The organism is Yoonia sp. JB2-21 (assembly GCF_055693545.1).
Genome location: NZ_JBVFUC010000001.1, coordinates 1270769 through 1283388 on the forward strand (window position 1 = coordinate 1270769; position 12620 = coordinate 1283388).

At 54.0% G+C, this 12620-nt stretch carries 11 protein-coding genes and 1 riboswitch; of the genes, 5 read left to right on the forward strand and 6 right to left on the reverse strand.

Features of this window, described 5'->3' with window-relative positions:
* Positions 1 to 12 precede the first annotated feature (12 nt).
* Positions 13 to 118: riboswitch (guanidine-I (ykkC/yxkD leader) on the reverse strand.
* A gap of 243 nt (positions 119 to 361) precedes the next feature.
* The 5 genes from ACZ1G5_RS06380 to ACZ1G5_RS06400 all read left to right on the forward strand — a co-directional run bounded on the left by ACZ1G5_RS06380 (position 362) and on the right by ACZ1G5_RS06400 (position 3999).
* Positions 362 to 1051 carry a LuxR family transcriptional regulator gene (locus ACZ1G5_RS06380; protein ID WP_472732049.1) on the forward strand — a complete coding sequence of 230 codons (690 nt, stop codon included), beginning with the start codon at positions 362 to 364 and terminating at the stop codon, positions 1049 to 1051.
* A 123-nt stretch (positions 1052 to 1174) separates the two neighbouring features.
* Entirely contained in the window at positions 1175 to 1555 is a 381-nt protein-coding gene (locus ACZ1G5_RS06385; protein ID WP_472732050.1) for a VOC family protein, read from the forward strand.
* 43 nt (positions 1556 to 1598) lie between these two features.
* Positions 1599 to 1964: a nuclear transport factor 2 family protein gene (locus ACZ1G5_RS06390; RefSeq protein WP_472732051.1), complete on the forward strand. Its 366-nt coding sequence runs from the start codon at positions 1599 to 1601 to the stop codon at positions 1962 to 1964.
* Between the two features lie 40 nt (positions 1965 to 2004).
* A complete protein-coding gene (locus ACZ1G5_RS06395; RefSeq protein ID WP_472732052.1) occupies positions 2005 to 3102 on the forward strand; it encodes an alpha/beta hydrolase family protein in 1098 nt (365 codons plus the stop codon).
* A 447-nt stretch (positions 3103 to 3549) separates the two neighbouring features.
* The gene (locus ACZ1G5_RS06400) at positions 3550 to 3999 is read left to right on the forward strand and encodes a hypothetical protein (RefSeq protein ID WP_472732053.1); all 450 of its coding nucleotides are present in this window, start codon (positions 3550 to 3552) and stop codon (positions 3997 to 3999) included.
* Here ACZ1G5_RS06400 and ACZ1G5_RS06405 read toward each other — a convergent pair.
* The 6 genes from ACZ1G5_RS06405 to ACZ1G5_RS06430 form a co-directional block, all read right to left on the reverse strand.
* Positions 3969 to 4409, reverse strand: a complete 441-nt coding sequence (locus tag ACZ1G5_RS06405; RefSeq protein WP_472732054.1) for a hypothetical protein — start codon at positions 4407 to 4409, stop codon at positions 3969 to 3971. The two genes, ACZ1G5_RS06400 and ACZ1G5_RS06405, sit on opposite strands and share 31 nt — an antisense overlap.
* A gap of 9 nt (positions 4410 to 4418) precedes the next feature.
* Positions 4419 to 4799, reverse strand: a complete 381-nt coding sequence (locus ACZ1G5_RS06410; protein WP_472732055.1) for an EndoU domain-containing protein — start codon at positions 4797 to 4799, stop codon at positions 4419 to 4421.
* A 311-nt stretch (positions 4800 to 5110) separates the two neighbouring features.
* On the reverse strand, positions 5111 to 5299 hold the full coding sequence (locus ACZ1G5_RS06415; RefSeq protein WP_472732056.1) for a hypothetical protein: 189 nt from the start codon (positions 5297 to 5299) through the stop codon (positions 5111 to 5113).
* 15 nt (positions 5300 to 5314) lie between these two features.
* The gene (locus ACZ1G5_RS06420; protein WP_472732057.1) at positions 5315 to 5860 is read right to left on the reverse strand and encodes a hypothetical protein; all 546 of its coding nucleotides are present in this window, start codon (positions 5858 to 5860) and stop codon (positions 5315 to 5317) included.
* Between the two features lie 355 nt (positions 5861 to 6215).
* Entirely contained in the window at positions 6216 to 6653 is a 438-nt protein-coding gene (locus ACZ1G5_RS06425; RefSeq protein ID WP_472732058.1) for a hypothetical protein, read from the reverse strand.
* A gap of 3 nt (positions 6654 to 6656) precedes the next feature.
* Positions 6657 to 12608 carry a two-partner secretion domain-containing protein gene (locus ACZ1G5_RS06430; protein ID WP_472732059.1) on the reverse strand — a complete coding sequence of 1984 codons (5952 nt, stop codon included), beginning with the start codon at positions 12606 to 12608 and terminating at the stop codon, positions 6657 to 6659.
* Between the last annotated feature and the right edge of the window lie 12 nt (positions 12609 to 12620).

A 12620-nucleotide genomic window follows, 5' to 3' on the forward strand; every position in this document is an offset into this window, starting at 1 on the left:
ACCAGCGCAGTAGCCTCCCGGGATTTTGCCCCGCCGTGTACCGTTCGGGATTGACCGAACAGCGATACCTCTCGGACCAGACCCAGCAAACAGCGGCGGAACCCTAGATATCCTGCACGGTTTAGCGAAGCGGAGACGTGTTTCCCGATCAAGTCATGAACTGTACTGCGAGGCCGCAATGCGAAAAACGCCTAATCAATGTGCCTTATTTGTGGTTCGTGACTATTTTTAGATCAATATCTTGAGCGGCGATTGATGCCCGACTGCCATGTTAGTGCACAAGAGCATTCCCTACTTGGTTTCATACAATTATACATGCTGAACCAATATCTTCGATATATGGGGTGATGTTCTGGTGAGAATGACAAAAATCGACTTGACCTCTTGCTCTGTTCAGGAGGCAATCCAGCGGTTAGCTGATAGTTATCAAGTTGAATATGTGACGCTCCACCTTTTTCGGTCTGGTGAGGATGCGCAGAACAAGCCTTATGTTCGCACCAACTATCCCGACGCTTGGGTTAGCCACTATTTGCTGAACGACTACGTACGGATTGATCCTATCCTGCAAATGGCCGAGCAGATCGCCGGGCCATTTTGTTGGTCATCAATTACACCCCAAGGGGAGCAGCGAGAGATGATGGCACAGGCCATCAACCATGGTTTGGGTCAAACTGGATTTAGCGTACGCCATGTAGATTCCATTGGCCGCCGCAGCGTGCTGTCATTCAATGCACGTCACGCAAAGGGTGGCGACAGTTGGAAGCCATATCTGCCAGAGATGCGTGAAGGATTGATCCAGCTGGCGCATGAAATTCATCACATCGCATTAGCCGAGATTTACGTGGGTGGTGAGGCGCTGCCCCAGCTTTCACCGCGCGAGATGGAATGTTTAAAGTGGACGGCCGAGGGCAAAACCAACACCGATATTGCCGTCATTCTTGACCTGTCAGAGCATACCGTGCGTGGTTATCTGAAAGATGCGCGCATGAAGTTGGACTGCGTCACGCTTGCACAGGCTGTTTCCAAAGCCTCTTCAATTGGGTTGATCTAGCACGCCGATCATCTGCACCTTTGCCAGCCCCCACAATTGCGGGGATTTCCCGAAAAATGTCTGCCGCTTAGGTTTTGACCCGTTCCGCACAAGCAGGACGTATCAAAAACAAGAGGACATGACATGACAAATATGAATGCAGTTGGGTGGTTCGACATCTATGTGGATCAGATAGAGCGCGCTGAAGGTTTCTACAAAACAGTTCTGGATGCCGAGATGGAAGACATGATTGACCCCACCGGTGCGACCGAAATGAAGAGTTTTGTTTCAAACATGGGTGCCTATGGCGCAGCGGGCGCTTTGGTCAAAGCCCCCTATGCCAAGCCAGGGCCAGGTGGTACGCAGATCTACTTTTCTGTTGAAGATTGCGCGACGCAACAAGCCCGGATCAAAGCAGCGGGCGGGCAAGTGATCCGCCCTAAGTTTTCCATCGGAGAGTTCGGTTACGTCACACTGGCACAGGACACCGAGGGCAACATGATCGGCTTCAATTCACTGAAGTAAGCCCATCCCAAATTCACTAGAGAAGGAAAAACCAATGTCCCAATTGGACGATCTGAGCACGGCCATCGAAACCTATTTCGAAGCAATTCATGAATGCGACGTTAAGAAGCTAGATGATATTTTTCATCCTCAATCCAGCCTCTTTGATGCAGACAACGGCGAGATCTTTGTCGAGTCGATTGACAGTTTTCGTGCCGATGTGGCCGATCGAAAATCTCCCAAAAGCGCCGGCCAGGCGTTGGAAACAGAGATTATCGCAATCGATTTTCTATCACCGCTCAGCGCGACAGCAAAAATTCGTATCCGCGCGCATCAGAACGTCTTTTTGGATCACTTGGGGCTTGTGAAAGGAAGCGCGGGTTGGAAAATCGTTTCCAAAATCTGGCACCTCGAAAAGATCTTGCCGTGATCGACCGAGGTGCCAAATTCACCCGATGAAAGGAAAAGAGATGTCCAAATTCACTCAATTTACAAAATTATCGTCGGCCGCATTTGTGGTCATGGCCGTTGGTTGGGGTGGTTACGAAGTCTTTCGTCCCGCCTATGACGGGATTGTGGGGATCGCGAGGGACAAGGCTTATGCCCCGGTGCGCGACACGCATGTCACCTTCAACATCTGGTATCCTGCCCGGCCCGGTGGGAAGGTAGTGACCGTTGGCGGGAACGGGGTTTTCTTTGGTACCGAGGCAGGTCGGAATGCACCGCGGCGTGACGGGACATTTCCCTTGGTCCTCATCTCGCATGGGGCCGGTGGAAATGCTGGGCAGTTCGGTTGGATTGCTTCGGAGTTGGCCGAAAACGGATATGTCGTGGTAATTCCCAACCATCCTGGCACAACCAGCGGCAATGCCAATGCGGAAGCCGCAGTGCGGGTTTGGGAGCGGCCACAAGATGTGACAGCTGTGCTTGATCATATGATCAATCATCAAGATGAGTTTAATTATGTCGACTTTGACAATACGGCTGTTGTTGGTTTCTCCGCCGGTGGCTACACCGCATTGGCTGTGTCAGGGGCAAGGGCTGATCCAGAACAGTTGCAGACGTTCTGCGATGAAAGTGATCACGGCATGTCAGATTGTGCGTTCTTGCGGCATTTTGGGATCGATCTGCATCAGATTGACCTGACACCTGCGGCGCAGGATCTAAGGGACGTCCGCATAAAAACAGGTGTCATCGTCGACCCCGGGATCATCAGCACGATCACATCCGAAAGTTTGTCGGACATCGAAATTCCGCTTTTTGTCATCAACCTGGGGACAAACGAAAGCGTTCCGGCAGGGGTACATGCATTGGAGGCATCGCAATTAATCCCTCATGCAGAGCACATGTTTGTCCCGGACGCCACGCACTTTAGTTTTCTTGCAGAATGCAAAGAACGCGGCCCTGAAATCCTTGAGAAAGAAGGCGAACCAGACCCACTATGCGAAGATGGAGGCGGTCGTAGTCGAGGTGCAATTCATGATGAATTGGCCCAAAGAATTGTCGGCTATCTTGACCAGTTTCGTGGAAGTTCTGCTTCGCATGCTGCGGCCACAGACACCGAATGATCGAGGAAGGTCTGTCACCCGCCAAAATTAAAAGCTTCTGTTTGACCGCGTCAGCGCCCGGAAAATCGCAGCTCTTGGCCCAGTTTACCGTTCTTTGGCATTGCCACAAACGTCGGCGTTTGAAGACCCCGGTTCCAGTTTTTTGAAGAACATTCGACGCCGTTCTGAGCCGAAAAATATAGAATTCCCATCACGTTAAGCAAGGCACCAGTACCATGCAACGCTAAGCAATTCCCTTTGACCTTCGATGTGAGCTATCTTAATCGTCATCATATGAATTCCCCTGAGAAATCGAACATCACCATTGAGGAACCACTGGAGGATCTTGCGTGGTTCGCGTTCCACACTGCGGCCGCCACCTGCGATCCGAAATATGGATGCTCCGATTACCATCGGTTTTTGAGCCTCGCACGGCTACTTTCGCGAGGTGCGAAGCCACCGCGGGGCATGTCGTTTTTTACAAAACACTTTGCCGGATTGGGCCACGAGGCTCAGACAGTACGTATTTTGTTGGCCGGGGCCGCCGATATTGGGTTGCCTACTCTACTGGCGAACGCCGCTTTCGCAGCGGGTCGCATTCCGTCGATCACGGTCGTTGACCGCTGCGCGTCGCCGCTGGCACAGATTGCTGAGCTGGCAGCGCGCACCGGGTTGGACATCACCACCTATCAAGGTGAACTCGACAATACTGAGAACAACGCCTTTGATGCAGCGATCACGCATAACGTAATGGCGTTCCGTAACATCGATACAGATACCCTATGGGACGCCAAAATCTACGCAGCACAAACACGCCAGACTATGGGAGAAGTCGTCACCGAAGCGTCGCAAAGGCTGATCTATGAAGAAGACGGGACAGAGGATGATCACTCCCACATATGCGCCCCTGTTCTATAGTCATGCCGATCATGCGGGTGCGCATAGTAAGTTGGTATGTAGGGCAATTGCTCCGCACCACCTTTGTCTAAGGCGTCAAAGGCTGGCTTTAAACTCGCGTAATCAAAGAAGACAAAAGCCCGAGGATTATAAGGAGACGCACACTCTAGTACGTGCTCTCCAAATTTTTCGTGACGTTGATGCAGGATGCAATAATCATCATTGTAACCCATGAGACATTCTTTATCCGCCCATGATGATGGTGGCGGAATTTGATTATTCCAGTCACCAAGGCGGTATCTCTTATACAACTGCGCCACCCAGTACAAGTGTAATGCACAGGGTTGACCATCCATCACACTTTCTAAGATTATGGATGTAGCCTTCGGGAAGTTGTATTCTTTCCAGTCGTCCTCAGTAACCTCACGCATGACTATTCCTCACTCAAATACTGGGTAGAACGTGATAATGTTATCGCCATTACGAACATATTCTACAGTTACGCCACTTGGGATAACAACTCGAGGATTACCGCATGGTGCAGCAGAGGTCGCGCCCGTCCGGAGTCCTTGTGAGAACTCATCAACAATTCTCTGATCACTCCAGCCATCAGGGAATAGCGTTGTCTGTCCGCCGTTATTTGACTTAACTTGGCCATTAATTTCGACTTCTGCTCGACGAACACCTCCATGACCAACTTCTTGGTATGGGGAAACATCAATTGGATGTGACGCTGTCGGTCCCATCGGCATAGCCAACGCGCCGAAAGCAGTGACCAGCACCGCAATGATCAAGCCGATGATATGACGCCTGGATCTCATCGTATTTCTAACAAGCTAACCTGTTGCCAAAGTGAGCATTATCGGAAAATTGTCTGATTTCACGCTGCCCCTTAACTTTACTAAAGCCCCAGCCATTGTTTGGCTGTCGCCCACTACAATGGGCGTTACACTTAGGTCAGCTTTCGTCACGAGAAAAAGGTTCGTCGGCTGATCGCCACAAACACTTTTGTAACAGACACTCTCTTTATCTTCGGCAATTTTTTCTATGTCCACAATCATTTGGAACCCTATCAATCTATTGGTGATTGGAAGCCACAAGCGTTAGCTGCCGCATGCGCACAACGGTAAGGTTAGCCATATCTATTCATCAAAATAGCTTCGAAACGTTCATGATTTACCAAATCAATATCTGCGCTGGTATGAGTTCCATTGCGCATCCTGTTCCATGCATTGACAATTTCGGGATCAGCATCGAAACGCCGCAGCCCATCATCCAGTTGGTGTCGATCTAAGAACAAATGACGATAGGCACGATCCACCGCTCCTCTGCTAAGTCAGGTGTTTTGTGCAATCTCGTCAACACCGCCACCAGTACGGCGCATTTGTCCGTAAAACTCTTCTGCTAAGTCCCAGCCTTCCGCGTCCAACCTGCTGAGCGTTCTCGCGCCAGTGAACGCCTCGCCTGCACTATTTGCACCATCCTCAACAATCCTCACACCACCCAGACCGTCTGCGGTGACCTCGATCACCTCGTCGCCGCGCCGCAACAGGATGCGTGCGCCGTCACCCAGCAGAGGGATCAGCCCAGCAACGGCACCAAGGCAGGTGCCCCAGCCGACGGCCGCGGCACATTCGGCGGCCCCTTTTGTATCCCCAAGGATCGGGGTGAAATCGATGACAACGCCCATGCCCGCAAAAAAGCGCTCGATACCCGCAAGGTTCTCTGAGCGCCGTGCGGCATCTGCGGCGATACGCTGGACCTCGCCATCAAACGCCACCTGACAGGCTGCGGCACTCAGACCACTGCACGATGTCGCGGCAAACTCCTCGCGGAACTGCGCACCCGCGCGTTCCCATGCAGCGGTAAAATCAGGAATCAAGCTGTCTTGCTTGACGGTTGCCGCGGTGCTTTCAGCCGTGAGAGGGCTTACTGGTCTAACGTCGTCATTTTGAATGCTGCTAGCAGAAGTTGCCAGAAACAGCATGCAAAAAAAATGAGGTATCGGATTAAGGACATAAACCATGACTAACTGGTTTATATCAGCGTGGCTATTGTCGTGCTGGAACCTTTGCGCAAGAATCTCGAAGATCGGTGGCAAATCCCGATCCGCAGCATCGATCCAGATACCCTGTGGGACGCCAAAATCTACGCAGCATAGGCAAAACAAACCATGGGTGAGGTGGTGACCGAGGCGTTGCAAAGGTGGGTCTATGAAGACGACGAAGGGGGCGGAGTTAAAGCCTTGGTACCAAACCTTTAGTCTGCAAAAGACTGTATTGCTTCAGCCCATCAACCACGACTTCTGGCACTGCTTCGCTGACAGGTGCAGGCATTTCTGCTATAAGACCTTGCTGCTCAAAAGCTGCTTTGCTGACTGCACCAGTCGCATAGCACGCCAGATCAATCGCTGCGATTGCTCGAGGGTCGTCATCTACATTGTAGATTTGTAGTCCTAAGCCAACATCCATATCTTCATCATCAAGGTATTGGCAGATTTTAGTGGCAGGTAAATCTTCGCCATCCAAAAAACGCTGGACCAACAGTAAAGACTTATCAACAGCAGTCATAGCTGTTGGATAGTTGGATAAAACAGCCGAGGCATTTTGCGCCATTTCCAACAGCATTTTATTTTGATCTTTTGGATCAAGTGACAAGAAGTCTGCTTCGTTCATGTTTTACTCCACAATTGCACCACCACGAACAACAAGCTCTTGGACACCAGGCCGTGCAACACCACCATCAGAAGTAATGCGGACTGTAACGCCTGGATACCGATCACTGAACTGCTTTACGACACCCGCAGGTACATTGGGATTGGTAAGACCCTGATAACAAGCAGTACAAACACCAGATTGATTTGAAATATGAATATTCACAGTTCGTCCGTTCAACTGGGCAGCAGTTAAACCAGAGTCATCAATCTGACGAGCTATGCCATTAAAGATGTCTTCCTCAGCATGTCTGGTGAAAAGTGCATTTGTCCGTGGAGATTGGATTGGCCTATTCGTCCCATATAATTCATCAAGCGAAGGCAAACCTGCATCATTTCTGACCGTGGGGGAAATTCCTTCAAAGGTTTGCCCCTCTAGGCCAGGAATATCTGTTCTAGCCGCACCAACTGTGTTTGAGTCCGTCAGGCCGCGCTGAGCGCGAATTGCGGCAAGGTCATCCGCATTGGCTACTGTTCTATTTGTGGCCACCCGCACCACATCGCCAGAGTCGGTCAAGACCTCGACACCTTCGTCGCTAGACCGTATCGTTCCTTGGACAGAATCGCCCCCCATGCGCAACAGCACCCGGCGACCGTTCTGCAGCATATCCCCTGCCGCGCCCAGCGCCTCAATGGATGCGCCGGCACATGTGATGGTATCACCGGTTTGGATGCAGTCATTTGCCGCAATGACCCCACCAACCCCAGGCAAGTCACGCAGCAGGTCAACAAACGCCTGATCCGCCTGTATCTCATTGGCAACGTCGATCATGCATGCCGCATCTTGTCCACATTGCTGCAAGATAGTTTGTGCATTTGCGACATTTAGCTCGGCTCGAACGAGCGCCCAATCCTGCGGCTCAAAGGTCGGTCCGACAGTCCCGCCACGGGCGCCGAATATCGCCAATAGGCCGACATTGGTACCAGCGTTGCGTTTCAAGGCACCCCCGATGATCTGGCCCGCATCCTGATCATCGCCGATGATCGCGCGGAAGTCGTCAAGGCTTGCTACTTCGGCAAGATGTCCCTCAACACAGTCCCGCGTGATACAACTGGCAAGCGCCTCATCGTTGGCCAAGGACCGTGCGACCATTTCGTCGCGAATGCTCAGAAGCTCTTCTTCAGAGCATTCACCATCGGTATTACAATCAGCGATACGATCCGCGAGCACATCAAGATCAGTATGCCCCAGATAGTTATGCTGCGCCCCACTCTGCGCGATGTTCGCCGCGTTGCTGACATTCACGGCCTGTCCACCTGACGTGGCATAGCCCACGGCAGCGCCCAGCAGGTTGGCCTGTCCGGCGACATCGTTTTTCCAAGTTGCGTGAACGGCGAAATACTCTTCATCCGACTGCCCAACCAGACGGTCCGGAGCACCCTCCTGCATCCCCGCAAACACCGACTGCGCAATCCCTGCTGCCGCCCCTGACGCGCAGTTGCCGCCCAAGCCCTCAGCCGCTGCACACCCCACCGCACCATGTAGCAGCGCATGCGGCACACTGCCTTCGGCATACTGCCCCGCTGTCACACCATTGCCAATCCCGCTTTGCAGATCGGCCATCACGAGGTTCACGGCAGCACCTTCCAGACTGCCCCGGAATGCATCCAGGAAATCAACCTCATCATGGACAGCGCTCGTCAGACCCGCAGAGACTGTTGCGTCGATCCCGCGTTCCACCAGATTGGCAAAGTTCAGATCATCGCCAAAGCCGATGGCCTCCTCTGCCCAGCCCATCCCGGCCCAATCACCACCCAACGTCTCGAGGTCGATACCGGTGGTCAGCCCCGCCGTCAGCCCAGACAGGCTGGCCGTTTGGAGGATTTCGGACATGTCGATGTCGCCAGCAACCATGCCAGCCCCGGCTTCCACGACAAACGTGGATGCAAAGGCCGAGGTCGCAGCGGTTGCTGTCTGGCCTATCGCCTCAAAAAACGCCATGCTCTCAAAGCCGGCTGACATCCCCTGCGTTACCAGTATCGTCACCAGAGCCTTGAACGCAGGGTTCAGCGCGCGTTGGCGGTCATAAAAATGATAGCTGACCAGCTCAATCGGTTCGTTGATCGTGTTGTCACGGCCCAGAACCCCGTCGAGATAGGCATATTCCGCACCGTCCGCACCTGTCGGCAAGGCGACCTGACGCACGAGGAATTCACCTTCTTCGGTCCATGCGCCACCCTCGCGCCAGTGCAGGTTCTCTTCGTCGGCACCCGATTCCCATTTGTCGTCTGACCCACCCTGCTCCTTCGCGGGTGAATCGATCCGCAGATAGGCGTTGGCGAGCATTGACCGCCCGTTCTCGGCCTCGGTCGTCCATGTCGCGGGATGTGCGCTGTCAAACAGCGGGTCGCGGATGGCGGACAACACGATCTGCGAATTGGGATCAAGGGTCACGCCACCTGCGGCGGCGATCCGGTTAAAGACCACGCTTTCGGAAATATCCTCGACCGTGGTGTCGGTCATAATCACACCGTTGTCGCGGTGAGTGAACGTAAACCGATAGTCCTGTTCGATGGCGGCCAAAAGGTAGGTTGTGCCGCTGACCTGAGTGACAAATTCGCCCCCGGCGTTGAAATCCACCGCTGTCAGGGTTAGGTCTCCGCCGGAATTCAGCGCGATATCACCGGCAGTATTGGCAAACACACCACGGGCGATGTCGTGTGCACTTTTCGTTGACGTATCGTTGCTCACAAGTCCCCAGATCGTGCTGTTCTTCCGATAGCTTGTTTCGACAAAGATATCGAAGGGGGCAGCAAAGACCGAACTGCCGTTGACCGATACCATGGCAAGTTGGCCAGGTGCCATGTCTGCGCCAGCCACACCGGGTATGGTAAAGCGGCTGCCTTCGACAAAGATGTTGTTGTCGGCCACGCCGGTGATTGATGCGGCCTCGATATCGACCACTTGATTGGTCACACGGGTCGTCATTGTTTCGCGAACTTTGGTATTGAAACCCAAGAATCCGGATTTTTTGCGGCGGTAGTCACGGAAATACAGATCAGACACAGCCGCCAGCAACAGATCACCGTCCTGGGCAATCATGCCAACGCTGCCGCCTGCCGTGATATTGGCCCCTTTTAGCAGAATGTCATTCTGACCTGCGACATTGCCCGATGACATCAGCAGGACGTCACCGCCCGCCATAAGGTTCGTGGTCAGGTGATCAACGCGTTCCACATAGTTGCGGTTTGATCCTGACCGATCGCCCTTGGCCGAGGCCAGCCGCAGCACGCCGATGTTGATATCCCCTCCGGCCAGAAGCGTGATGTTGTCACCCGCTGCGATGCGCGCGCCGCCGGTTGTGATCGCATCGCGCGCCGTCAGCACAAGCGTGCGGCCCGCCTCCAAAGTTGCGGCTGGCAGACCAACATCTTCGCGGTCGGTGCGCCCGCGCCGTTCCGTCACCAACGTCTGCGCGCCTGTCACAATATCGATGTTGTTGCCAACGACGGCAATGTTCTGGGCCGATATCGTGCCGCCGGTCGAGCGGAGCGTATCACTGACAACGATGCTCAGATCGTTGGTCGCCCGGATGTTGCCAGAATTGTCAAAGTTGCGCGTGCGTACATTCACATCGCGCCCGGTGATCATCGCGCCGTTCAGGCCCGCAAACCGGATTTCGGGGTTGGCCAGATAGACCTTTGGCGCAAGCACACGTTCGCCGTTGATCACCGTTTCTTCGAGCCAGATGATGTCACTGGTCAGCGCCCCGATCTGGTTGGGGGTCAACGCGACACCTGGTGTCAGATCGAGGTTTTCCAGCGCGTTGATGGCGTTGTCATACATCGCCGCGATCTGTGCGCGTTCATCAATGCCGGTCGTCAGGATCAATTGACCCAGCAACGCTTGCAGTTGTTTACGGATAAACAGCGCTTCGGCATAGGCGTCGCCAAAGCGGCGCAGCTCGGGATCATACTCAATCGCCTGAATGAAATAGTCCGACGAGACGAACTGATCGAGGTCGATAAATTCAGGGCGCGTTTCGACAAGGAACGCCGCATCCGGGTCCCGGTTCGTCACCAAAAGATCGGGATTGCCAAGGGAGTCGACATTGATCGTGGTCAGATCTGTATTCGTGGGCCCCTCACGGCTGCCGGTGACCGCTGTCTGAGCACCGTTCTGAAGGTATCCGCTGATATTGGTCAGATCGAGCGTGCCACCCGCCTCAATAACGCCAAAGTCAGCCCCGACAAACGTCAGCGTACCATTGTCATTGCGAAAATAGTTCCGCCCTACATTTGTCAGCGTATCAGCATCTATGCTGATGTTTCCAAAGGCCGAGATGCTGCTGAACTGGTTTGTCGCATCCACCGCGTCGATTGCAATGTTACCGGCAGAGATGATGCGCGATGGCGCGCTTTCATAGTCGAATGCATCTGACTGCCGGATTTCTTCATAACAGGTCTGCCGGTCGCAGGTTCCGTCTGCAACGGTGCCATCCGTGGTGATGTCCGCCGTTGTGACAGGTGCCGCCCGCGTGTTTGAAAAATTCACAGCGGCAATGCTGATCCCGCCGCCAATTGTTTCAACCACCCCGCCGAATTGGTTGCTGAACGCGGAAGCCATTGCGTTTTCATCACCACGGATCGCAATGCCATTATTGCTGATAATAGTACCACCATTGTTGGTGATCGTCGCATCGCTGCGCAGTGTCAGGCCGGTATCACCAAACATCAGCCCGTCATTGGTCAGATCAAGGCTGGTGGTCACCAAAAGACGTCCATCGGTCGATGCAAGCGTGCCCATATTGATCAGACTGTCCGCGTCGACATCGAAGTTCTGAACGGACGTAACATCCGCCCCGCTGCGGATCCGGAACGCACCCGCGACATCCAGATCGAACCGGGTCGCGGTGATTTCACCACTCGCCCCGACGTCCAGATCGCCGCCGACGTTCAGGATGGCGGTACTATCGGCGACCAGCTTGGCGTTGGCTTCCAGCACCAGATCTTCTGCGCTCGCAACATCCACTTGCTGTGCGACGACGTTACCCTGCACAACGACCCGCTCAGTACTGCGTGCAGTCAAATTCTGGCTGGCGCTGGCGTTGTTCATCACCAGACGGCCATCAGCCGTGATGGTCATGCCCCCTGCATTGGCTGCCATATCACGCGGGGCGCGCACGCCGACCCCATCCTCGGTCGAGGTGATCGTGATGGAATTCGCAAACATGCCGCCAAGGGCGGTGGAATCGATAGCCAGCGATGGTGCAGTCGACCCATCATCGGCCTTCTCGGTCACTTCGCCCGTTGCATAAAGCACATCATTGCGCCCCGCCACGATGCGAATACGCTGACCCTGCACAACGCCCCCGACCGTAATCTCGCGCGAAAGCAGATCGAAGGTGGTTGTGTCGGATGCATCCAAACCACCCGTCCCGATAACAACAGCACCACCATCAACCGAAATTCCGGTGAATGCATTGCCAGTATAGGTCGGCGTGCCGGTGGTAATTGTCAGCTGATCGGTGTTGATAAATCCGCAGCCATTGCACGTGATCCCGTTAGGGTTGGCCACGATCACATCCGCCTGTTGCCCGCCAACTTCCAGAAAACCGTTCAGCAAAGATGGATTGGTCGAGGTTACCTCGTTCAAAATAATCCCAGCGGCGCCGCCGCTCAGATTACCATTGCCTTGAATCCAGCCGCCCAGTTGGGTGAAGGCCGGATTGGTGTCGACGTTGTTGAGGATCGCACCGCCCGGCCCGACGCCGAACTCGGTGTATGTATTGTGCGACACGCCATTGGCATCAGGCGTGTTGATCATCACCATTGGCAGGCCGTTGGCGGTATCTATGACCTCCGGTCCTCCGCCATCAGCCACAATCTGTTGGGCCAGCACAGGTTGCACAGTGACAAGGCCGACGCACAGCGCTGACACCACGTTGTTGAGGTATGTCCTGATCTTGCGTGCCATCCTAAATACCTT

What these genes read in the sequence shown, in the direction of transcription:
- ACZ1G5_RS06430 (WP_472732059.1), bottom strand. Translation starts at nt 12,608, where the DNA reads ATGGCACGCAAGATCAGGACATACCTCAACAACGTGGTGTCAGCGCTG.
- ACZ1G5_RS06400 (WP_472732053.1), top strand. Translation starts at nt 3,550, where the DNA reads ATGTCGTTTTTTACAAAACACTTTGCCGGATTGGGCCACGAGGCTCAG.
- ACZ1G5_RS06405 (WP_472732054.1), bottom strand. Translation starts at nt 4,409, where the DNA reads ATGCGTGAGGTTACTGAGGACGACTGGAAAGAATACAACTTCCCGAAG.
- ACZ1G5_RS06385 (WP_472732050.1), top strand. Translation starts at nt 1,175, where the DNA reads ATGACAAATATGAATGCAGTTGGGTGGTTCGACATCTATGTGGATCAG.
- ACZ1G5_RS06380 (WP_472732049.1), top strand. Translation starts at nt 362, where the DNA reads ATGACAAAAATCGACTTGACCTCTTGCTCTGTTCAGGAGGCAATCCAG.
- ACZ1G5_RS06425 (WP_472732058.1), bottom strand. Translation starts at nt 6,653, where the DNA reads ATGAACGAAGCAGACTTCTTGTCACTTGATCCAAAAGATCAAAATAAA.
- ACZ1G5_RS06410 (WP_472732055.1), bottom strand. Translation starts at nt 4,799, where the DNA reads ATGAGATCCAGGCGTCATATCATCGGCTTGATCATTGCGGTGCTGGTC.
- ACZ1G5_RS06395 (WP_472732052.1), top strand. Translation starts at nt 2,005, where the DNA reads ATGTCCAAATTCACTCAATTTACAAAATTATCGTCGGCCGCATTTGTG.